Annotated in this window: 16 protein-coding genes and 2 pseudogenes; 11 read left to right on the forward strand and 7 right to left on the reverse strand. The window is 55.4% G+C overall.

Annotated elements, in window-relative coordinates:
* Nucleotides 1-717: 717 nt before the first annotated feature.
* From AC2FIS_RS06945 to AC2FIS_RS06955, 3 genes and pseudogenes are all read right to left on the reverse strand, one after another.
* Nucleotides 718-861 (reverse strand): annotated as a pseudogene (locus tag AC2FIS_RS06945) (IS6 family transposase); the annotation flags it as partial.
* 104 nt (nucleotides 862-965) lie between these two features.
* Nucleotides 966-4094, reverse strand: a complete 3129-nt coding sequence (locus AC2FIS_RS06950; RefSeq protein WP_496772539.1) for an efflux RND transporter permease subunit — start codon at nucleotides 4092-4094, stop codon at nucleotides 966-968.
* Between the two features lie 3 nt (nucleotides 4095-4097).
* A complete protein-coding gene (locus tag AC2FIS_RS06955; RefSeq protein WP_496772540.1) occupies nucleotides 4098-5246 on the reverse strand; it encodes an efflux RND transporter periplasmic adaptor subunit in 1149 nt (382 codons plus the stop codon).
* 103 nt (nucleotides 5247-5349) lie between these two features.
* Here AC2FIS_RS06955 and AC2FIS_RS06960 point away from each other — a divergent pair, with 103 nt between their 5' ends.
* Nucleotides 5350-5958, forward strand: coding sequence for a TetR/AcrR family transcriptional regulator (locus AC2FIS_RS06960; protein ID WP_496772541.1), 609 nt, complete (start codon nucleotides 5350-5352; stop codon nucleotides 5956-5958).
* 147 nt (nucleotides 5959-6105) lie between these two features.
* Here AC2FIS_RS06960 and AC2FIS_RS06965 read toward each other — a convergent pair.
* Nucleotides 6106-6714: pseudogene (locus tag AC2FIS_RS06965) on the reverse strand (IS6 family transposase).
* 375 nt (nucleotides 6715-7089) lie between these two features.
* Here AC2FIS_RS06965 and AC2FIS_RS06970 point away from each other — a divergent pair.
* The 10 genes from AC2FIS_RS06970 (at nucleotide 7090) to AC2FIS_RS07015 (ending at nucleotide 19434) form a co-directional block, all read left to right on the forward strand.
* Nucleotides 7090-8106, forward strand: coding sequence for a substrate-binding domain-containing protein (locus AC2FIS_RS06970; protein WP_496772542.1), 1017 nt, complete (start codon nucleotides 7090-7092; stop codon nucleotides 8104-8106).
* A gap of 98 nt (nucleotides 8107-8204) precedes the next feature.
* The gene (locus AC2FIS_RS06975) at nucleotides 8205-9719 is read left to right on the forward strand and encodes a sugar ABC transporter ATP-binding protein (protein WP_496772543.1); all 1515 of its coding nucleotides are present in this window, start codon (nucleotides 8205-8207) and stop codon (nucleotides 9717-9719) included.
* A gap of 14 nt (nucleotides 9720-9733) precedes the next feature.
* Entirely contained in the window at nucleotides 9734-10729 is a 996-nt protein-coding gene (locus AC2FIS_RS06980) for an ABC transporter permease (protein ID WP_113791949.1), read from the forward strand.
* Nucleotides 10729-11697, forward strand: coding sequence for a sugar-binding transcriptional regulator (locus tag AC2FIS_RS06985; RefSeq protein ID WP_496772544.1), 969 nt, complete (start codon nucleotides 10729-10731; stop codon nucleotides 11695-11697). The genes AC2FIS_RS06980 and AC2FIS_RS06985 overlap by 1 nt, the downstream gene beginning before the upstream one ends.
* 2 nt (nucleotides 11698-11699) lie before the next feature.
* Nucleotides 11700-12695, forward strand: coding sequence for an aldo/keto reductase (locus AC2FIS_RS06990; RefSeq protein ID WP_496772545.1), 996 nt, complete (start codon nucleotides 11700-11702; stop codon nucleotides 12693-12695).
* A gap of 31 nt (nucleotides 12696-12726) precedes the next feature.
* The gene (locus AC2FIS_RS06995; RefSeq protein ID WP_496772546.1) at nucleotides 12727-14448 is read left to right on the forward strand and encodes a glycerol-3-phosphate dehydrogenase/oxidase; all 1722 of its coding nucleotides are present in this window, start codon (nucleotides 12727-12729) and stop codon (nucleotides 14446-14448) included.
* Complete coding sequence (locus AC2FIS_RS07000) at nucleotides 14439-15281, forward strand: class I fructose-bisphosphate aldolase (RefSeq protein WP_496772547.1); 843 nt, start codon at nucleotides 14439-14441, stop codon at nucleotides 15279-15281. The genes AC2FIS_RS06995 and AC2FIS_RS07000 overlap by 10 nt, the downstream gene beginning before the upstream one ends.
* Nucleotides 15274-16785, forward strand: a complete 1512-nt coding sequence (locus tag AC2FIS_RS07005) for an FGGY-family carbohydrate kinase (protein ID WP_496772548.1) — start codon at nucleotides 15274-15276, stop codon at nucleotides 16783-16785. The genes AC2FIS_RS07000 and AC2FIS_RS07005 overlap by 8 nt, the downstream gene beginning before the upstream one ends.
* 5 nt (nucleotides 16786-16790) lie before the next feature.
* Nucleotides 16791-17801, forward strand: coding sequence for a zinc-binding alcohol dehydrogenase family protein (locus AC2FIS_RS07010; protein WP_496772549.1), 1011 nt, complete (start codon nucleotides 16791-16793; stop codon nucleotides 17799-17801).
* A 19-nt stretch (nucleotides 17802-17820) separates the two neighbouring features.
* Nucleotides 17821-19434 carry a GMC family oxidoreductase gene (locus AC2FIS_RS07015; protein ID WP_496772550.1) on the forward strand — a complete coding sequence of 538 codons (1614 nt, stop codon included), beginning with the start codon at nucleotides 17821-17823 and terminating at the stop codon, nucleotides 19432-19434.
* Between the two features lie 64 nt (nucleotides 19435-19498).
* Here AC2FIS_RS07015 and AC2FIS_RS07020 read toward each other — a convergent pair whose 3' ends face one another.
* The 3 genes from AC2FIS_RS07020 to AC2FIS_RS07030 all read right to left on the reverse strand — a co-directional run bounded on the left by AC2FIS_RS07020 (nucleotide 19499) and on the right by AC2FIS_RS07030 (nucleotide 23578).
* Complete coding sequence (locus AC2FIS_RS07020; RefSeq protein WP_496772552.1) at nucleotides 19499-20965, reverse strand: oligosaccharide flippase family protein; 1467 nt, start codon at nucleotides 20963-20965, stop codon at nucleotides 19499-19501.
* A 155-nt stretch (nucleotides 20966-21120) separates the two neighbouring features.
* Nucleotides 21121-22389, reverse strand: coding sequence for a glycosyltransferase (locus AC2FIS_RS07025; protein WP_496772553.1), 1269 nt, complete (start codon nucleotides 22387-22389; stop codon nucleotides 21121-21123).
* A gap of 487 nt (nucleotides 22390-22876) precedes the next feature.
* Complete coding sequence (locus AC2FIS_RS07030) at nucleotides 22877-23578, reverse strand: sugar transferase (protein WP_496772554.1); 702 nt, start codon at nucleotides 23576-23578, stop codon at nucleotides 22877-22879.
* Nucleotides 23579-23754 lie beyond the last annotated feature (176 nt).

Consider the following 23754-nt stretch of genomic DNA (forward strand, 5'->3'; position numbering starts at 1 on the left):
GCAGTAGATAACAACTGCACTTTGGCACGTTCGATGCCGGTGGTGCAGGAGCCATCCACCTCATCCAGATTGGGCCGTTTCGCCGTGATTGCCTCAAGGGGGTGTATGACTACATCCGAGTTCGGTAATGAGCCCATGGTTGCCATTACAATTTCTCGCTGCGCGCTCGCAGCACCGAAAATATTGTGGCGGCGTAGCTTCTCACACTGCTCCACAGCAGATAAGTCGGCCGTTGGTACTCGTTGCACCGAGCATTGGATCGCCAATTTACAGATTGCGGGGCAAAGCGCCAATTCGCTGCAAGCGCACTTGGGGCTGCGTTCTTGTGTTTCGCGAACCTTAACAATGGAACGCACACGGATCGCACATCGCCATGTGCCAAGATCTTGATCCAGCGAGACACGCTGTCCATTCCTTCATCGATCACCAGGCGTTCGGTTTGAGATCAAATGCAGATATGTGACATTTACACCAGCGGCAGTGAATAAAGGATCAGGGTTCCACTCGGGAGCGGTGAATTTTTACGGCGTACGCGCAGCACTTAAACTTACTGCAACACAGCGAGGCCGGTGCCGCATTACAAAAGGGAATACGGTCCTTCAAGCGAGACTTTTGAGGCGCGTGCGCGGATCCGTAGAGGCCATCATCTTAGACACGATTTTGCGCAGCAACGTCGCCTTAATCGTCGCATGTTCGTCGTCAAGACCCTCGCAGCTACGTCGCGTGATCAACCATCACACCACGTTCTGCCATGGTCTCTTCTAGGTCGCGGTACGAGACGCCGCAGCGAACGTAGAAATAGACCGCGAACAGGATTATGGATCGTAGGTGGTGTGCTCGTTTGAAGTCGATCTTTGGCATTCCTTAACAATGTCGTGGTCAATCAATCAGTTGGTTCAAACAACACAAAGGTGCAACATGCCCGACACAGTTTGCGAAACAGCCAGAACAGGTTCCCCTTACGGTCACGATTCCGGTCTTTCTGTTAGTGAGCTGGATGGTGCCGCGCGAAAAAGACCGATAACATCTTCTGAAATTGCGATCAGAACGGGAACAAGGATCAGCATTAGGGCTGTACCGAACAGTTCTCCGAAAGCCAGAGAAACGGCAGCTGGAATCAGGTACTGCGCCTGTTCCGAAGTTTCCATCAGAAGCGGTAGCAAGCCGACTACTGTTGTTGCGGTGGTCAGGAAGATGGCCTTGAACCGGCCGACCCCCGCACCGTGCAGCGCGCGGTCGACATCTTCGCCGACGTCCCGGGACTGATTGTACCGAGTGATCATCACAAGGCTGTCGTTTACCACGACACCGGTCAATGCCAACATCCCGAAGAACGAAAACAGCGACAATGAAACCCCCATGATCAAGTGACCGACGGCGGCAGAAATGAAACCGAAGGGCACAATGGCCAGAATTACGAAGGGCTGCCAGTAGCTTTTTAATGGCACCGCCATCAAAACGTAAATCAGCACCGTGGCCAGCAGCAGAGCACGTTTCAGTCCACTGCTAATTTCACCCATTTCTTCCAGCTCACCAGCTGGTAGGATCTTGACGCTTGGGTATTTGGCGGCCAATTCGGGCACGAGCTGTTCGAAAATGGCCTGCCCTACTTCTTCGGGTGCCACGGTGTCGCGATCGATCGAGGCAGCTACGAAGTTCATGCGATGCCCATCGCGACGTTGGATTGTGCCCGAAACGTAGCTACCACTGATATCAGCCACGGTTTCCAGCGGCACCCATGCCCCTGACGCGCTACGCAATCGGGTCTGCATCAGATCCTTGATTGTATCCCGGTTGGCACGTCCATTCTGTACGACGACTCGCACCTCGGACCCGTCGCGACGCACTTTGGTGACTTCGGCGCCGCCAAAGCCGAAACCGATCTGCCTGGCCAAGGATTCCGCGTTGAACCCAAGATTGCGCGCGTCCTGGCGCAATCGCAGCCTGAGTTCGGGTTGTCCGCCGACAAGGGCGTCGCGAATGTTGGTGACGCCCTGTATGTCAGACAGGAACGCGCGCATGTCTGCGCTGGCCTCGCGCAACAAATCCTCGTCCTTTGACATCAGGCGGATGCGGAACCCGCCAGCCAGTTCTTCGGACCCGGTGAATGCCAGTTCGATGGCACCCTCGACCTCGCCAACCCGGTCCCGCCATTCGCGCACGACGTCGAGGATAGCCACATTCGGCCGCTCGGCGACTGGCAGCATCTCAGCATAGATTTGGGCGCTGCCAGCGCTGTTGATAATCGTAAACACGGTTTGAATCGGCGGTTCATCCATGCCCGCCTCTTCAGCCAGTTCGGAGTTCAGCTCGGTAAGGACCGCCTCCATCCTGTCGACATTGTCTTGGATTAGCGCATAGGGCGCGCGCGCATCCATTTCCAGATCTACAGTGATTACCTGACCGGGCACTTCGGGGAAAAAGACAGTCTTGATCTGGCCCTTAACCATCAGCCCGATCCCCAGTGCCGCAGCCGCGACAAACAGGATCAGAACCGCATAGCGTTGTTGCACCGCCCGGACTAAAACCGGGTAATAAATGCGGTCGCGGAACCAGACTAGCCCGCCCTGCGCCCCATCTTGTACACGGCCCCAGAGACTGGTCAGAAAGTACCGCCGCGACTGCTCCAGTGGCACATGCGCAAGGTGGGCGGGCAGGATGAACTTGCTTTCGATCAGCGAGAAGATCAGGGTCAAGATCACGATGCCGGAAAAGCCAGCCAGTACCTTGCCCAACGGGTTGTCGATCAGAAGCATTGGGGCAAAGGCTGCGATTGTCGTCAAAACGCCAAAAACCGTTGCAACCGCCACTCGCTGCACACCGCGCTCGGTTCCCTTGATCGGGTCCTTTTCCTTGCGGCGTTCCTCGAACACGCTTTCGCCGACCACAACGGCGTCGTCTACCAGAATGCCCAGAGCGATGATCAGGCCGAAGGTGGTCACGTCATTGAGAGAATAGTCGATCCATTTCGAACCTGAGACCGCAATGGCCCCCATAACCGACACTGGGATACCCATCGCCACCCAAAATGCGAGCCGCACGTTTAGGAACACCGACAGCATCAATGTCACCAGAATCAACCCCTGCACCCCGTTCGATCGCAACAGTTCAAGCCGGTCCGAGATGTAGCCCGCGCTGTCACCCCAGACCTCTGTTTGAATCTGCGACGGCAACTGACGGCTGAATTCCGCGACTGTGGCGCGCACAACGCGGCTGATTTCCAACAGGTTTTCCTTTTGTCCGATCAGGACTTCCATGCCAACCGTCGGGTTTCCATCCAAACGGAACAGGAAATCTCCCTCCTGAAAACCGTCTTCAATGGTGGCAAGGTCGCTGAGTGGTACGTAAGAACCGGAACTCCGCTCAATGACCGGCAACGCTGCATAATCAGGTGCGTATTTTGCCCTGTCATCGGCCCGCAGAAAGATGGTGCCTCCTTCAGTGCGTAGCTGCCCGGCCTGGAACGTCAGCGAGTTTTCCTGAATGGCTCGAGTTATTTCCGCAACTGTCAGGTTGTATTGGCGCAGGCGTTCGGGATCTATTTCGATCCGCAACTCACGCGGGATCAGGCCCATGATGTTTAGGCGGGACAACTCGGGCTGTGCCAGCAGGTCTTCCTTGAGCCGTTGCGCCAGCTTCTGCAATGTCGCCGGATCGGCGTCACCATGCAGGTTCACATACAGCGCGGGGAAGTCGTAGCCTGATGCCTCAATCACTGGGCGGCGAGCATCATCCGGCAGGTCCGTCAGCCCGTCAATGCGAATACGCACGCGGTCCAGAACTGCCTGCAGCTTCTCGCCTCCGGCTCGTCGGACCGTGACAGTGCTTTGTCCATTTATCGATTCCGAGGTGATGCTACGCACACCTTCCAGCCCCTCAAGAGCCTGTTCGACCTTTTGCGTGACAAGCTCATCCACTTGCGCAGAGGTGGAATCCGGATACTGAATCGAAATAGTTACACTTTCGGGCGGGATGCGGGGAAAGCCTTCGATGCGGATACTCAGCAGTGTCTGCACACCCAGAAACAGGATAAGCGCCATCAGCAGATTGGCAGCGACCGGATTGCGGATAAACCAGGATGTCAGGGCATGCATAGCTTACTCCCCGACCATGCGCGGAGTCACCATCTGACCCGGCAGAAACGAGGCTAGCGGCGTTTTTGCGACGCGCCACCGCCGTTCCCCCTCAGGCATCGCAATCGTCACGGTGCCTTCCGAGCGGAACAGAATATCCGGGCTGATCCGATACAGCAAATTATCATCATCCACCAACCAAACGAAACCTTCCCGCGACAATGCGCCTTCAGGCAAGGTCAGAGTGTCGTCGATAGTGCGACCCGGAATTGAGACGCGAAGAAAATCACCAGCAAGTATCCGGGCATTCGATTCCGGGATTTCAAGGAATACGCGCATCTGCCGGGTTTCCAGATCCAGAAAACCCCCACCCCGGCGAATGAGCGCCTGACCCACCGGATTGCCCCGCCGATCGGTCAGCGATGCCAGCGTGCCCGAGATGGGCTGGTCCAGCAGGCCCCAATCCGCCTGACTGAATTCAGCTACTAGATCGAATTGTCGGTCATCGGACAAACGAAGAAGGGGCGTGCCAGGGCTTACGGTCTGCCCAAGACTGGCCATCCGCTGCGTGACAAAACCCGAGAACGGCGCTGCAACCTCAGTATCTGCAAGATCGCGCCGTGCCGCGTTCAGCCGCGATCTGCCTGAGGCGACGGTCTTTTCCGCAATACTCAGCTGCGGCAGCCTGAGTGCTAGCTCGGTCGGGGGTTCAGTTCCGTCTCGCTCGAACTGCCTGCGGGCGATAGTGACATCGTTTTGCGCGCGCAGCAGCGCAAAACGGGCTTCTTCCAGCTGCATTTCAGCCAGAGCAACCGCACTTTCGTATTGTGCTTTTTCAATGGAAAATAGCGGGTCCCCGCTGGCAACCAGCGCGCCGGCCAAGGCGCCGTCATGCACCTCGACAATGCGCCCGGTCACCGCTGATCGCAATTCTGCATCCCAGCGCGGCCGAACTTCGGAAAAAGCTGAAACTACGGCCTGAGCAGCCTTGGGAAATACCTCTACGACAGACACCGAAGGCGGCGGGGGCGGTGCATCCGTTTTCTGCACGTCAGCAGTGTCATCGATATCCAGCAGCAACATTACAACTGCAACTAAAACCGCGATCGAAAGCAATATCCAAAGCCAGCGCCGCCGTGGGGCATTCTCGTGTGTTTCGAGCTCTGCAGACATGGAGCGACCTTTCGACTTCGATCAGAATCAGACGCAAGCTTGCGCTACGCGAGTTTCTGCAATATACGATGAACGTTCGTTCGTTCAATACGTGAAATGAAAGATGGTCAGAGACATAGCAGCGACAGCGCGCAGCAAGGCAACCGCAAAACGCCGCGATCAGATTCTGGAAGCGGCCATTATGTGCTTTCAGGAGCAAGGTTATCACCAAACCGGCGTACGCGACATAGCCGCCCGCGCAGGGGTGAGCCTTGGAAATCTCTATAATCACTTTCCTGGAAAGCATGATGTCCTGGTGGAAATCGCCAACCTTGAACGCAAAGAGATGGAACCGTTCCTGGGCATTTTAAACGAAGACGCGCCTGCCTCCAACGTACTCGCAAAATTCATCAATGCTTACATCAAATACATGGCGATGCCGGAAAATGTCATCCTAGGCTTGGAAATCGGAAGCGAGGCAATCCGTCAACCAGACCTTGGGGAGCTTTTTCTTGAGAACCGGAACGAGCTTGTCAAAGCACTTGCATCCCTCATTGAGCGCGGTAGTGCATCAGGGGAATTCAAGCCTTATTCGGAGCCGATTTTGGTTGCGCCTCTTATTATTGAGACCATAGAAGGCGCTGCCTTACGCAGCGTGACAATGAATGTTCCAATGGGTAGTATAGAAGGCGCTGTTCGAATTTTTCTGCTAAACTCGATTTTATCGCAATAGCGAAAAACTTGGTTTTACTATCTGAGGCCGATGGCGACGGCCGCTTTCAGCCCAATTCACTAGAAGGTTTTCGAGGGCCAGAATACACCGACTGGCTCTGTCGCAATCTTTAGCGTTGGTCAAATCCGGCGCTCTGATTGGACGCAGTTATTTCGAGAGCTCAGCAAATTGAAGGAATCCAATTGTCAAAGATCCGAACTGACCTTTGCGGATCATGTTAGCTACTTCAATGCCAGTGAGTGTCGCCGCCGCTGAGATGAAGCTTTTGAAACCGAGCATCGGCCTCGTGACCCGCTTGATGAAAAGATGATCCTGCTCGACGATGTTGTTGAGGTATTTCGATCTGGCGAGGTCAATTTTGACAGAAATCCGCGTTGCGATACCGTTGTGATACAGCGCATTGGCGAAAGATTTCTTGGCCTCGGCGGTGTCTCGTTTCGCTGACAGCATGAAATCAAGGGTTTGACCGTCACGGTCCACAACGCGGAACAATTAGACCCATTCACCGTGAACGTTCAGATAGGTCTCGTCCATGCGCCACGATCCAGCTGTCTTGATCTTGCTTTTCTGCGCCATCTAAGCGACCTGAGGCGAGTACTTTAAGACCCATTGTTTCAACGTCGCGTGATCAACCGTCACACCACGTTCCGCCATGTGCTCCTCCAGGTCGCAGTACGAGACGTCGCCGCGAACGTGGAAAAAGACCGCGAACAGGAATACCCATCGTGGTTGGTGCGCTCCTATGAAGTTGATCATTGGCACTCTTGAACAATGTCGCGGTCTAATCATCAGTTGGCTCAAACAACCCAAACGTGCAACATGCGGACCAAAGATTGCGACAAAGCCCAACGATCTATTTTTTCCACAAAAGTGCAATTGCAGCTGCTCACAAGAGATGGGCAAGAAATTGAGTTTGGGTGTACCTAGGTCAAGTGCGCCAATCCCAAAATGCACCACGAAGTGAAATTTATTTCGCGAACTGGTAATTTTCCATGAGCATGTTGACGACCCTTTCGTCACACCTCTAGAAATCAAATGTGCAAAAAAAACCAAATGGCGAAATTTCTTGCATAGTGGTGCTGGAGGAGCAACGCATCGCGATAGCAAGTGCATTCCGATGGGAGGAAATTCATGAACTTTTCGAAAGCAAACAACATTATCGCGTCCGCTTCTTTGGCGGTGGCTGGCATTACAGCCACCTCAGCGCAGGCCGAGGGCATAATGTGCGAGCCGGGTGAGTCTTATGTTATGAACGTCATGGTCTCGGGCCATCCCTATTGGGTGCCGGTCTATCAGGGCTTCAAGCAGGCAGCCGAAGCCTTTGGATGCGAGACCGTGTTCTCGGGCACGCCAGACTATGACATCACCAAGCAGATCGCCTCGTTCGAGCAGGATCTGGTGAAATCGCCTGCTGGAGTTCTGTTGCACCCGATGCAATCCGACCCTTTCATCGAGCCGATCAACCGAGCCATCGATAACGGCACGGAAATCGTGACCTTTGCTGCAGACAGCCCAAATTCTAAACGTACCGGATACATTACGTCAGACAACCATGCCGAGGCCAAGTTTGCCGCGGAAGAGATTGTCAAACAGGTGGGTGACAGCGCCGAGTATGCGGTTCTGGAAAACCCGGGTCAGTCGAACCATGACCTGCGCGTGACTTCCTTGATCGCGTATATGGAGGATAACTATCCGAACATGAAACTGGTTGGGCGTCAGGCCACAAACCAGGACAGCAACGCAGCCTATCGCGCGACTGCATCGATCATTCAGGCCAACCCGAATGTTGCCGCGATCTGGATCCCCGAAGCCGGTTCGGCGGAAGGTGCGGTTGCTGCCAAACTTGAAGCGGAATCTAATATTCTGATCATGCATGCGGATGTGACGCCGACCACGCTGGAGCATATCCGTGCCGGCAATATCCACATGTCTCTGAACCCCAATCAGGGTGTGCAAGGCTTCATGGGTTTCATGGCGGTGCACCTGGCGAACCGGGCAGACGTTTTTGATCCTTTCAATGACTGGAAGACCAGTGGCTTCAACCCGGTTCAGATCCCGTTCATGGACAATGGCTTTGCGGTCATCACCAAGGACAATGCCGACAGCTTTGATCTGAATGTCTACATGGACGGACGCGATCCGGCCTGATCGGAGCACCCCCTCCGACAAACCGCCCGCGAAATTCCTATTGAGTTCGCGGGCGGTTCTCTACCCGAACCGATACAAGTCCCCGAGACGGTGGTGCCATGCAAGATGACGTGATTCTTCGGATATCGAACCTCAGCAAATCCTTTGGCCCGGTCAAAGCATTGCGCGGGATTGATTTTGAACTTCGCAAGGGGGAAATCCACGCCATTGCAGGGGAAAACGGCGCAGGCAAGTCGACCCTGATGAACGTGATCGATGGGATATTGCAACCTGACAGCGGCGAAATCGTGCTGGACGGCGACCCGGTCAAAATCTCGTCACCCACAATGGCGCAACAGCTGGGTATTGGTTTTGTCCATCAGGAAATTGCCCTGTGTCCGGATGTGTCGGTGGCCGAAAACATCTTTATGGCCAAGACCAATGTCAGCCGGTCCTGGCTGATGGACTATCGAATACTGGAACGCGATGCAGTCGATGTGTTTCGGCAACTTAGCGACATTGATCCCTCGATCCTGGTGAAACACCTTTCGATCTCGAACCAGCAGCTGGTCGAGATCGCCAAAGCCCTGACACTGGAATGCCGCATTTTGATCCTTGATGAGCCGACAGCCGCACTCACGGAAGCCGAAGCCCAAACCTTGTTCGGGATCATGCGCAAACTGGCGGATCAGGGGATCTCGATCATCTATATTTCGCACCGGATGGTCGAGATATTCGACAATTGCGACCGGGTTTCGGTGTTCCGGGACGGGCAGCATATCGTCACGCAAAGCGTTGCCGAAATTCAACCCAGGGATGTGGTCAACGCCATGGTCGGACGGGTGATCGACAATCTCTATCCCCAAAAGCAAGACGCGCCTTCAGACGAAGTGATCCTTGATGTGCGCAACCTGACCGAAGCAACGCGATTTCGCGATGTCTCATTCACACTGAGCAAGGGTGAAATTCTGGGCGTCGCCGGTCTGATCGGCGCAGGCCGCAGTGAGATCGTCAAGGGTATTTGCCAGCTTGAGGGGGATGTCACGGGTGAGGTCTGGCTGAACGGTGAAAAGCTTAACCTGCGGAATTATCAGGACAGTATCTCGCATGGGATGGTGTATCTGTCCGAGGACCGCAAGGGGGACGGCGTGTTCCTCGATCTTCCGATTGCCGCCAATATTTCCGCTCTGAATCTGGAGCAGGTGGCTAATGGGATTGGCCTGATTCAATCCGGTACGGAAGAGGCACAAGCCAAGGCGTTGGGACACAAGCTGAACCTGAAATGCGGATCGCTGAGCGATCCGGTGTCGTCCCTGTCGGGGGGCAATCAGCAAAAGGTGGCGCTGGCCAAAATGCTGTCAGTGGACCCGCGCCTGATTTTTCTCGACGAACCGACCCGCGGGGTCGATGTGGGCGCGAAATCCGAGATTCACCGCATTCTGCGCGAACTAGCGACCGAAGGCGTGGGGATCGTCGTGATTTCCTCAGAGCTGCCCGAACTGATTGGTGTCTGTGACCGCGTGCTGGTGGTGCGCGAAGGGCGCATCAGCGGGCAGGTCACCGGCGATGAGATGACAGAAGAAAACATCATGCACCTGGCCTCGGTCATGGACGCACAGGACTCGGTCGCATGAGCGGAGACACGAAAATGGACAACACTGTAAATCTGACCCCAGCGGGATCATCCGACAGCGCACCGCTGCTAAAGCGCATGTTGCGTATGCGTGAGACGGGGCTGATCGTCATTATCCTGGGTTTGTTTGTGATTATGTCATTCGCGTCGCCCTACTTTCTGACCTGGGCCAATATGCGGGCGATGTCCATGGCCTTTGCGGTCGATGGTCTGCTGGTAATTGGGATGACGATCCTGCTGATTTCCGGCGGGATCGATCTGTCGGTTGGATCGGTCACCGCGCTTGCGATGGTGATCGCGGGATGGCTCTTTCTCAGCGGGATAGATCCGTGGGTGGCCTCGGCCATGGCCATAGCCCTGTGTACGGCCATTGGTGCATTTATGGGGTTCTTTGTCACCCGTGTCGGCCTGCACCACTTCATCGTCTCACTCGCCATCATGGTGATTGCACGAGGTGCCTGTTTGTTGTTCACCGGAGGGCGACCGCTGGGCCTGTATACCCTTCCTCCGGAATTCAAGTTCATCGGGCAGGGGTCCATCGGGCCGATACCGATTGTGATTGTGATCTTTTTGGTCTTCGTCATCGCCTTTGATTTCATGCTGCGGCGCACGACCATGTTCCGCAAGGTGTTCTATACCGGCAGCAACGAAAAGGCCGCCGCCTATTCGGGCATTCGCACCAAAAAGGTGATCTTTCTGACCACGACCTTGTGTTCGACGCTCTGCGGTGTGGCAGGCATCATTTACATGGCGCGGTTCGGATCGGCACAGCCCACATTCGGGCTGGGGCTTGAACTAACTATCATCGCCGCTGCTGTTATTGGCGGGGCCAGTTTAAATGGCGGCTCGGGGTCGATCCTGGGTGCGATCCTCGGCGTGATCCTTCTGTCACTTGTTTCCAGCTCGTTGGCGCTGCTGGATGTGTCGGTCTACTGGCAAGACATTATTCGCGGCTCGATCCTTCTGGCAGCGGTCACCATCGACCATTACCTGAACAAGAGGCGCGGGTGATGTTGGACAAGAAGAAAGACTTTGAACTTATCCGCCAGATCCACACCGTCCTGGTGCTGCATTATCTGGAAGGACAGAAACAGGCCGATATCGCGCGGGCGCTGAATCTATCGAACTCGAAGGTCAATCGCCTGATCACGCAGGGCCGCAAGATGGGCATGGTCAAGATCGACGTGGAAAGCCCGTTTGAAACACTGATGGACATAGAGCGTGATCTGACCCGGTCGACGAGCCTGACTGAGGCCATCGTAACCCCATCGGTCGCGGGAAGTGCCGAGACGACCTTGCAACAGGTCGGGCGTGCCGCAGCAAATCATCTGGTCGAAACCCTGCGAGATGGTGACGTTATCGCGATCACCGGAGGAAAAGCCATCAGCGCAACGGTTGCGGCGCTGGAAGTTGAACGCGCATTTGATGTGACAGTAGTGCCTCTGACCGGCGGCATTCAGGGCAAGTATTATACCGACGTGAACCATCTTGCGACGCAGATGGCCGAGCGTTTGGGCGGCAAAACCATGTTGCTGCATGCGCCGCTGTTTGCTGAAAGCCGCGACCAGCGCGATATGCTGGAACAGGTGTCCTCCATCCGTGAGGTTTTGGATATCGCCCGCCGCGCCAATGTCGCGTTGGTGGGGATCGGTTCGATCGAACCTGAAGGTTCCAGCTATTACGATCTGCATCCGGTGCCCGAGGCCGACCGCAAGATGCTGGTGGGAATGGGCGTGATCGGAGAGTTTCTGGCCCATCTTATCCAAACCGACGGCTCGGTGTCGAACTATGCGCTGAATTCCCGATTGGTTTCGGTGGCTCCAAGCGATCTGGCGCAATGTGCGCGGGTAATAGGTGTCAGCACCGGGGCGGAAAAGGTTTTGCCAATCAAGGCGGTGCTGAACGGGAAGTTTCTCAACTCGCTGATCCTGGACGAAGACACAGCGACCGCAGTCATACAGGAAATGGAAGGAACATGAGGATGTCGCATGACATGCTGACACGCGAAATAGGTGCGTCGGGGATCCAAGCCTCGGTCATCGGGCTGGGCACATGGGCCATCGGTGGCTGGATGTGGGGCGGTACGGATGAAGCCAAATCCATCGCGGCGATTCAGGCTTCGGTTGATGCGGGCGTGACCCTGATCGACACAGCTCCGGCTTACGGGCAGGGCGTGGCCGAGGATATCGTAGGCAAAGCCCTTAAAGGGCGTCGCGAAAAGGTTGTTCTGGCGACTAAATGCGGGCTGGTCTGGCATACGCAGAAGGGCATCCATTTCTTCGACTATGACGGAAAACCGGTGCATCGTTATCTGGGCAAGGATGCGATCATCCATGAGGTCGAGCAAAGCCTGACCCGTCTGGGCACCGATTACATCGATCATTACATCACCCATTGGCAGGACCCGACGACCCCCATCGCCGAGACGATGGAAGCGCTGGATACTTTGAAACAGCAGGGAAAAATCCGTTCCATAGGCGCCAGCAACACCTCGGTCGATGAGGTGAAGGCCTATGTTGCTGCCGGCCAGCTGGATGCCATTCAGGAAGAATACTCGATGGTCAAGCGCGACATCGAAGGCACGTTGTTGCCGGTTTGTCGTGAGAATGGCGTGTCAGTGCTCAGCTATTCCTCGCTGGCGCTGGGTCTGCTCAGCGGCAAGATCGGGCCGGATCGCGAATTCACGGGTGACGATCAGCGCAAGGACAATCCACGCTTTTCTATGGCGAACCGCCAAAAAGTGGCGGACCTGATGGCGGCCATCGCTCCGATTGCCGAGACGCACGGCGCGACCCTGGCGCAGACCGTTATCGCATGGACGGTTCAGCAACCCGGTATCACCTTTTCGTTGTGTGGTGCACGTGATGCAGCGCAGGCGGTGGAGAACGCGAAGGCAGGGCAGTTGCGCCTGACCGAGGCCGAGATTTCCCAGATCAACACGCAAGCCCAGGCTCATTTGAGCGATCTGGACAGCTAAGCCTCAACGCCCGTTTACGAACAGGACCATCATGTCAGATCAAAGACAACAAAACCTGACACGGTTGCGCGAAGACGCTGCGTTTGACGTGGTGGTGATCGGCGGGGGTGTGAACGGAATAGGGGTCTATCGTGAACTTGCTTTGCAGGGGCTGCGGGTGTTGCTGGTCGAGCGGAACGATTTCGCCTCGGGGTGCAGCGCGGCCCCATCGCGGATGATCCACGGCGGCTTGCGCTATCTCGAAAACGGTGAATTCGATCTGGTGCGTGAATCCCTGCGGGAACGCGATGCTCTGCTGCGGAACGCTCCGCATATGGTGCGGCCTTTGCCGACGGTCATTCCGATTACGTCGGTATTTTCGGGCGTGTTGAATGCAGCGGCAAGCTTTGTCGGTTGGCAGGGCAAGCCCTCGAGCCGTGGGGCGGTGCCGATCAAACTTGGTTTGGCGCTCTATGATTGGGTCACACGTAAGCGGCGTGTCCTGCCAAAGCATCACTTCAATAGTGCAAACCGGACCCGCTCGGACTGGCCTGAATTGACGACCAAAGCCACGCGGTCGGCGGTGTATTATGATGCGCAGATCACCCATCCGGAGCGGCTTTGCGTTGAGATGATCCGGGACATGCAGGCTGCGGCTCCGGACTGTGTCGCCCTGAACTATGCGGAAATGACGCGGGACGGCGAAACCCACACCATCACGGATCGGCGCAGCGGCAAGACCATACCGGTTGAGCCCAAAGTGATCGTGAACGCAACCGGTGCGTGGCTTGACGATACGGTGCAAGCCTTTGGCAGCGGCGCGAACGAAAAAATGGTCTCAGGGACCAAAGGCTCGCACCTGATCATCGACAACCCGACTCTTTTGCAGGCGCTTGGCGGGCATATGGTCTATTTCGAAAACACCGACGGGCGGGTCTGCATCGTATTTCCGTATCAAGGCAAGGTGCTGGCAGGTTCCACCGATATCCGCGTCGACAAGGCCACGCGTGTGCGGTGCGAACCCGAGGAATTCGACTACATCCTCGGTTCGCTTCGGCTGGTATTCCCAGGGGTTGAGATCAAGGCCGATCAGGTGGTGTTCAGCTATAGCGGTATCCGCCCGTTACCACGCAGTGATCAGGATTTTACCGGCCGGATTTCGCGCGGCCACTACACGCGGCGTCTGGATGGGAAAGTTCCGCAGTTCTGCATGATCGGTGGCAAATGGACGACTTTCCGCGCCTTCGGAGAGCAAACGGGCGATGAGGTTCTGGCCGAACTCGGCGCGACACGCCGGACGTCCACCATTGGGCTGGCCATTGGCGGCGGTGTTCAGTTCCCCGATGACCCGATCACTTGGCAAAGCCGGCTGGTGGATGAATTCCACGTCACGCCCGACCGGGCGCAGCACCTGATCGAACATTATGGCAGTCAGGCCGATGATGTCGCGCTGTTCTGTCAATCGTTTTTGGACACACCTCTGATTGTCGACTGCCCTTACACGGTGGCCGAAATCATCTGGCTGATGCACACCGAGTTTGTCGAGACACTGTCCGACATCGTCCTGCGCCGCACCGCACTGGCCATAACAGGACAGATTTCCGAAGCATTGCTGGACCGGCTGTGCCGCATCTTTGTCGAACAACGCCAGCTTAGCCCACAAGAAATCACCGATCAGAAAGAAACGCTGATCCATGAATTGTCCGAGTTCTTTGGCGTCTCAGCCGCAACTCTGACCGCACGAAACAAGGAACGGAGAACAGAATGCGTGTAAGCACCAAAGCCCGGATGAACCGGATGTTTACCAACGGTGGATGCCTGGACGTCGCGATCGACCACGGGGTTTGCAACGAACCCAGCTTCATGGTCGGGCTCGAAGATATGGCAGGGGTCATGGACACGCTCATCGGGGCCAAGCCGGATGCGATCCAATGTGCCTATGGGCAGGCCGATTTGTTGCAGTCACGACCTGAAAAGGAAAAACCCGCGCTTGTAATGCGGATCGACATGGGCAACCCCTATAATGATCAGCGGCATCGGGTGATGTGGTCGATGCTGCAAAACGCGGACGAGCCAATCATCGGCGCGCTTGAGATGGATGCCGCGGCCGTGGTCGTCAACCTGTTCATGTTGCCTGACGAACCCGAACTTTTCCGCCAATGTGTCGAGAATATCAGCCGGGTACGCGCGGCTTGTGACAAATACGGAATGCCGTTGATGATTGAGCCTCTGGTCATGCTGCCCAACGACGTGCGCGGCGGCTATCAGGTGGACGGCAATGCCGAGAAGATAGTGACGCTGGTGCGTTTGGCCTCGGAAATGGGGGCTGACATCATCAAGGCTGATCCGACCGAGAACCCAGAAGACTTTCATCGTGTCATCGAGGCCGCGCGCGTGCCAGTTCTGGTGCGCGGCGGCGGCAAGGAAGACCTGCAGAATGTGTTGATGAAATCAGCAGCCCTGATGGCGCAAGGCGCGCAAGGTATGGTCTATGGCCGCAACATCTATCAGCATGACAATCCGAAGGCGGTTGTGGCGGCTTTGATGGCAATGATCCACAACGGGGCGGGCGGCGAAGAAGCGTGGGACATCTATAACCGTGGCTGAAAACCAGTACATATTGGGGCTGGATGCCGGGAACACGGTCATCAAGGCTGTTCTCTTCGACTTGCGGGGGCGCCCGGTTGCAATGCAGGCACTGGACGGTCAATCCTCGACCCCACAACCGGGGCATGTGGAACGCGACCTGAATGAGCTGTGGGTTAATGCACGGCAGGTGATTGCCGGTTGCATTGACTCTGCCGGTATCGACGCGACCGATATCATAGGTGTTGGGTGCGCAGGCCACGGCAACGGGCTTTACCTGTTGGACAAGGCAGGCGAAGCCCTGCTGGGCATTCAGTCTCTGGATACCCGCGCCGCAGGGCTGGCCGAAGAACTTTCCGACGCGGCAGGTGATGCTCTGCACAGCTTGTGCCTGCAAAAGCCCTGGCCGTCACAGACGCCTGTTCTATTGGCTTGGATCAAACGTCACCGGCCCGAGATCTATACCCAGACCGGCACGGTGATGCTGTGCAAAGACTTCATCACTCATAAACTGACTGGTGAGCGCGTCAGCGATATTTCGGACATGTCGGGCTGTGGCCTGACGCGTATGCCCGATTGCACCTATGACGATGGTCTATTGGCGCTATACGGGCTGAGTGATGCCAGTGAGATGCTGCCTCGTCTGATAGATCCGGCTGAGATTGCCGGGACCGTCAGCGCCGAAGCCGCGGCTGCAACAGGATTGGTCGCGGGCACACCGGTGATCGGGGGCTTTTTCGACGTCGTCTCCAGCGCAATGGGCTCGGGTGTGGTGCGCGCGGGTGAGGCTTCGATCATCGCAGGCACATGGAGCATCAATCAGGTGTTTTCGGACGCGCCTGCTGTCAATGATGACCTGTTCATGGTGTCTGGCTTTGGGCCGAAACGGTTCATAAATATCGAGTCCAGTGCCACATCGGCTGCCAATCTGGAATGGTACGTTCGCGAATTTGTCGAACGCGGCGCACATCACGATGACCCTTTCGGTTACTGCAACGCCAAGGTGGCCGAGGTTCAGCCAGCTGCAGATGATCCGTTCTTTCACCCGTACCTTTATGGTTCGGGGCAGGGGGCGTCTTTCAGGGGTGGGTTCTATGGCGTTGCTGGTTGGCATGGCGAAGGTCACATGCTGCGCGCGTTATTCGAAGGCGTTTTGTTCGAGCACCGACGTCATATCGAGGTTTTGAAAGCTGCGGGCGTCAGCTTCGATCAGACAGTTCTTTCGGGCGGCGGGTCGCGCAGCCCGGTCTGGCCGCAGATGTTCGCCGATTGTCTTGGCGTCCCTATTTACGTGGCCGAAGCACAAGAAACCGGTGCCTTAGGTGCGGCCATCGGTGTGTCGGTGGCGACCGGCGCATATGGTTCATATGAAGAGGCGATTGGCCAGATGACCCGTCGCAAATCCGAGTTCCTGCCGAATTCGGCCATGCAATCGCACTACGACCTGCGATACACGCAATACCTTGCGCTGATCGAAGCGATGCGCGGGTTTTGGGAGACTTCACAGAGTTCGATCGAAAGGTAGCAAAGATGAAAGCCGTGGGATTTCTGAAATCGCTTCCTATTGAAGCCGCCGATAGTCTGTTGGACGTCAATCTGCCCGACCCGATCATGCAGCCCAGCGATCTGCTGGTCGAGATCGAGGCAATCTCGGTAAACCCGGCGGATGCCAAGCGCCGCATTCGAACGGCCGCTGAACAGGACCACTCCGAGCCGTTCATTCTGGGATACGACGCTGTGGGTATTGTTTGTGACCTTGGTGCAGAGGTCACCAGTTTTTCCAAAGGCGACCGGGTCTGGTATGCGGGTGATGTCAATCGTCCTGGCTCCTACGCCGCGTTTCAAGCCGTCGACCATCGTATTGCCGCATTGGCTCCGAATTCTGTTAGCCCCCAAGCGGCGGCTTCTTTGCCTCTGGTATCATTGACGGCTTGGGAGATGTTGTTTGACCGGCTGCAAGTGCCGACAAACGAAACGCCTTCAAGCTTATTGGTCATTGGAGGGGCCGGAGGGGTCGGATCGATAACTCTCCAACTGGCGCGCAAGCTGACCGGACTGCACCTGATCGCGACCGCCTCACGTCCGGAAACGGTTGACTGGTGCCGGGAAATGGGTGCCCATCAGACGATCAACCACAACGATCTGATTGCCCAAGTTCGCACGGCAGGGCACGAGAACGTGGACTACATCACCCAGTATGCCGACACGGCGCAGCATTGGAACGCAATGTGTGAACTTATCGCTCCGCAAGGCCGGATTGGGACCATCGTAGAGACAAGCGAAAAGCTGGACATCTCGGCACTGCAGGGCAAGTCCGCCGCGCTGATGTGGGAGCTGATGTTCACACGATCCCTGTTCGGCACAGCAGATATGGCGCGCCAAGGGCAGATTTTGGCACGTGTCGCCCGTCTGGTTGATGATGGCATCATCCGGACAACCGAACAAAAAACACTTCATGGCTTGTCAGCGGCCACGATCAAAGAAGCCCACGCGATCATTGAATCTGGCCGCATGATCGGCAAACTCGTCGTCGCATATTAATCAGAAAGACCAATATTCCATGACAGACGTCCGGAAACTTGATGGGGATTACGACTATATCATAGTCGGCGCGGGCACGGCCGGATGCGTTCTGGCCAACCGTCTGACAGAAAATCCCAAAACGCGGGTGCTGTTGCTCGAGGCCGGAGGCTCAGACAATTACCACTGGGTGCACATACCGGTGGGGTATCTTTATTGCATAGGCAATCCGCGAACGGATTGGATGATGAAAACCGCGCCCGAGCCTGGCCTGAACGGGCGTTCGCTGGTTTATCCGCGTGGCAAGGTGCTGGGGGGATGCACCTCGGTCAATGGCATGATCTATATGCGCGGACAGGCAGCGGACTACGATCATTGGCGGCAGCTGGGCAATGCCGGATGGGGTTGGGATGACGTGTTGCCCTATTTCTTGAAATCCGAGGATCACCATGCCGGGCCCGCAGACATGCATGGGCACGGAGGGGAATGGAAGGTCTCGAAACAGCGCTTGGAATGGGACATTCTGAAAGCCGTGCAGGAGGGCGCTAAGGAATTTGGCATCCAACCGCGCGCAGATTTTAACGATGGCAGCAACGAAGGGACCGGGTTTTTCGAGGTCAATCAACGCAACGGTGTGCGTTGGAACACGGCCAAAGGCTTTTTGCGCCCGGCGATGAAACGGCCCAACTTGCGCGTTCTGACCCATGCTGAAACCGAGACGCTGTTGTTCGACGGCAAGCAGGTGATGGGCGTGCGCTACCTGCACAAGGGCGATCAATATGACGCCTATGCCGGGTCCGAGGTCTTGCTGGCGGCGGGCGCGATAAACACGCCCAAAATTCTGGAATTGTCAGGCGTGGGCCGGGGCGATGTGCTGTCTGAACATGGCATCGTCTTGCATCACGAAAGTCAGGGCGTCGGTCAGAACCTGCAGGACCATTTGCAAATCCGCACTGTGTTCAAGGTCCGGAACGCAAAAACCCTGAACACGATGGCGAATTCACTGCTCGGGAAAGCAAAGATTGCATTGCAATACGGCCTGGCGCAATCAGGGCCAATGTCGATGGCCCCCAGCCAATTTGGAATGTTCACAAAATCCAACCCCGATCTGGCCACACCTGACCTGGAATACCATGTGCAACCGCTGTCCACCGATAAGTTGGGCGACCCGCTGCACCCGTTCCCGGCGATTACCGTCTCTGTCTGCAATCTGCGGCCTGAAAGCGTGGGCACCTGCCATATTCAGGCGAAAGACATCAAAGCACAGCCAGACATTCGCCTGAACTACCTGTCGACAGAAAACGACAAACGCGTTGCAGCGAAATCCGTGCGACAGGCGCGGAAAATTATGACGGCGAATGCTCTGAAATCCTATCAGCCTGAGGAAATCTTGCCCGGCCCGGCGATGGAGACAGAGGAAGACCTTGTGAAAGGTGTAGGTGATATCGCCACAACTATTTTCCACCCTGTTGGCACCTGCAAAATGGGCTCGGATGCATCTGCTGTGGTCGGAGCGGATCTCAGGGTGCACGGACTGTCGGGATTACGGGTGGTTGACGCATCTATCATGCCAAAAATCGTATCCGGAAATACGGCTTCACCGGTTGTGATGATTGCGGAGAAAGCGTCAGATATGATACGCAAAAGAACCTGAAAAGTGACGTATATTGCGCATTGCGGATGTAAACCACGAAACCGGCCGGCAGGCCCCTCTCCGCTCATCCCACTGAATGTTCCGAAAAGCCTCTGTTTCTCAGTGCGTTGCGTAAAGATCCATCCAGAAGAAGAACGGCTGGAATGAAGAAGGTCATCATGCCCAGCCCAATCAAGACAAACCGGATTAGATCATGGGCTTCCGAAAACAGGTTTAACCTGTCTGCCAAGAAAATGGGAATGCAAGCCAACGCAAGCGCCGGTAGCACTGCCCAAGACCTGCAGAGGATGACATGCCAGTGAATGCCGGCATAACGCTTCATGATGATTGCGTTGATCGAAAAGACAATGATCGAAGCCGCCACTTCGGACAACGCAATTGCGGTTATGCCAAAAGACGCCGCCGACAGGATTGCGGCAATTGTGATCCCTGAATACAGCGCCATAATCCAAGGTAATTTCTGAACTTGACCAGCCAGCGTTAAAATCGCGGCGCTGGCATTGCCGCTGCAACGGATCAGGGCAGCAACAGCAAGGATACGTAGCACCGGTGTTGCGGGCTCCCAACCGGGTCCCAAAATCCCGGCTGTCAGCGTATCCGCCATGAGGAAGACACCGATAAATAAGGGAACCGCCCCATAATACAGAATGGGAAAGAAGCGCAGCGAAAGTGCACCAAATCTAGACGTATCGCCATATGCATCACGGCTGCGGCGGAAGAGATTCCATGACAGTATACGGGTCGGTTCGCTGACAATTTCTTCAAATGCCGCGACAATGCGCTGCGCTGCACGATAATATCCGGCTGAGGTCGCGCCCAAAAATCCACCTATAATCAGGGTTGCGAAATAGATACGAACATTCACCACCAGACGGGTCATTATGATCTTTTTTGAAAAGGCGACTGTTTCAGCAAGCGTTTCACGCCGCATGACCTTGGGTGCGGTTTTACTGACAATAAGACCGCTGATGCTCCAGATTACGGCGCCGCAAAGCCGTCCCCACGCCAGCGCCATAACACCAAACCCCTGATACAGAGCCCAAATCGCAACGGCCAGGTTCGCAACGTCCGCAATGGGCGTGATCAGCGCTGCGGCCGTCAACCGGTCCTGCCGGACCAAAACGCCATTGTATGCTGCACCCATCGAAGTGAAGAACATACCGACCGACAAAACTTGAAGAAGCGGCTTGGCAACGGGGTCAGAAACTATGCCCCCGACAGCGCTGCCGATCAAAACACCCGCCGCAGCGATCGTAAAACCGCATAGAATGGCCACAAAAAGAGTTTCGCGAATGCGGTCCTCGGACCCATGCCATTGCATGATGTACTCTGACCAGCCTGCCATTGAAACTTGTGTCAGGATAACGACCATTGCCGCAGCCAACGCAAAAACACCAAACTCGGCAGGAGTCATCAGACGTACGGCCACCAAGAAGATCGCAAACTGCGTCAACTGGGTAAAAATCTTGGATACCGTGGTCCAAACCCCGCCACGCAACGCGGTATCCGCTTTTTTGGTCGACTTTGTCATTGGCTCAACCTGTCGGGCGCATCAGCCCTGATGCCAAATTCGGTCTGGTGATCACCACCATTCTCGTCAATGCAACTGGACGGCAAGCCCAGCCAATACAGACAAGAGCGGGCGTCAAATCTATCGCAATTGATGCTTTCCAAAACGCCCCTCCTTTACGTGGCCGCTTGGGCATGCACGTGCTCTGCCCCCGGAGTTGCGCTCAGGTTTTCGAGGATATCGCGATACAGAGTCAGCAAGGCGTCACACCAAGCTTGCGAAGATAATGAAATGAGGTGCCCGCCCGTTCTGGCATTCGAAGCCATTTGCGCGATGCGATCATTGTCCAAAGATAGTCGAACCAGTGTCGCAGTTAGCGCATCAGTGTTTCCGGCAGCAAAGCTCTCACCCATCTTTTGAGTGCAAATGTCCCGACTAAGCAGCAGGCTATCCGATGCCAGAACCGGAACCCCACATAACAAGGCTTCGACCGGTGCCAAACCAAATGGTTCCGGCCCCAATGTCGGTGCCACCAGCATACGGGCATTGGTCATTGCACGCTTTAACCCAGCGCGATCTTGCCAGCCATCGAACTGGTGTTCGGGAAAACCGGCTTTCAGTTCTGCCAGATCCAGACCGCTGCCGACAAAGCGCATTTTCACACCAGCGCGCCGCCCTGCTTCGGCCAACAAGAACACCCCTTTGTAAGCATGCAAATCGCCGACGTACAAAAACTCGCTATTTCGATGACTTGGCACCGGATCAGGCAACAGAGGTTCAGAAGGGTTTGCGATTGAAACAATGGGGCTCGTTGCCCCGTCCGGAAACAACCTTTGCTCCATATCCGGATGCAAAAGCACGGTTGTAACATTGGGCAGCATTCTGCCCCGCGCCCGGTCTTGCGAGGCCTGGCGTAAAACCCGCCAAAGTTTCTGCCCATAACTGCGTTTATCGCAGTTGCACAGGATGCAAGACGTGGACATCGCCTTAAGCTCACATGTTTTTTGCTGTCGAAAGTCGAAAAACGCGCCGTTGGGGCAACTTAAAAAATAGTCGTGGGCGTGCATCACCGTTCGGGGCCCGACTTTTTTGAGAGGCCACAAGACCGAAGGTGACAAGGTCTGATGATAACCGTGAATATGATAGATCGTGTCCGGGCGATCGTGCCGCGCAATCCACGCGGCCATCCGCGTTTGAGTTGCCCGGTCCCAAATCCCGGAAACGGCAGCGGATAGCTTTGACTGATCCAGTAAACGTTGCCTGGCCATGGCTACCACCTCGACACCGGGAGGTAATTGATGACCCTCATCACCGCAAAAGTAGGTGACTGGAATACCTTGTTCCGCAAGCAGCGTCGCCTGCAATACGGCCAGTTTTGAGGCCCCCCCGCGAACCTTTGAAAAATCGCTCAGGATCACAACTCGGCTGGGGGTTCGTCTGGTCATCGTTGAAATAGGTGATGTGGCGAGTGGGTTTTTGAACACGAAACAATGGCGAAAACCCGCTGAGGTGGCATCACCCACTTGTCGTACACGCAGATTGGACTAACTCTTTTTTTACCCACAAACACCATTCGCGCCACATCAAAAGGAGCCGCCGTCTCTTCTTCGGCAAATTCTTTAGCTGAAATGGAAACGCTAACTAGCATCAAATTTTCCAAGTTTGGACGAAGTTTTGCCGATATTTAACCCACTCAACCTGCGATATTGACAGGAAATCTGACTCCGCGTAGCGGTGGAGATAATCATGAAAAACAAAAATCGAGCACAGCAGATGACACTCACTCACGAGAGTAAACCATTGCGTTTCACCCTTGCTAACCTGATTGAATCTTCCTCACCAAAGCTGCTGAGAAGGCTGGTAGTCGGTGGCTGTCTCCTATTCTGGTTGATCGTCGGTCTATTCGTATTCCTTTGATCGGGCGCACGAGTGTCATTGCGCTCCGTCAGCCATCACAATCACTTTGATGGTTTTTATGATGATTGCCATGTCACGCGGAAAAGACCTGTTGCGTACGTAATCGACATCCATGGCCACCCGTTCCGAATAAGTTGTTTTGCTGCGACCGTTGACTTGCCAATGCCCCGTAATGCCTGGCCTGACGGACAAGTAATCGTCAAAATGATCGCCATAGTGCGTAGCTTCGGTCGCAACGATCGGGCGCGGTCCGACAATTGCCATATCGCCTTTGATCACATTCCAAAATTGCGGAAGCTCGTCCAAGCTGGTTTTGCGAAAGAACTCACCGATGGTCGTAATTCGCGGGTCGTCATCCAACTTTTGCTGAGCTTCCCATTGCGCACGAGCCTTTGGATCTGAATCCAGTATCCTGGCAAGGCGGTCTTCGGCGTCTCGAGCCATGGTACGGAACTTTAGGCAGTTGAACTGCTTTCCATCTCGTCCGATACGCTTATGTGCAAAAAAGACCGGCTTGCCATCCGATATTAAGATTGCCAATGAGATCAGCGCAATGAATGGCGCAAAAAACACCAGCGCAGAAAACGCGAAAATTCGGTCGAACAACGACTTTACCAAGCCGTACCAACCATCCCCATTTTTGTGCTGTATGTCAGATTTGGAACTTCGGGACTGCGAAGCATCAATGCCCGCCCCCCGATGAAAATCAGATTCCATAACACAGCCAATCGCTAACACTATACACGCAACTGCTACCCGAAAACGACGGTTCGCAGAAAGAAACTTAATAACGTTATTGTATAGAAGATTCTCGGCCTGCGTCGCAACTTTTTTAAAAAAACAGTTGGTGGGGTTAGAAAGCCTGTGGGTAACTTGAGGCTAATTGTATATCT

This window comes from Ruegeria sp. CDSB113, assembly GCF_059611045.1.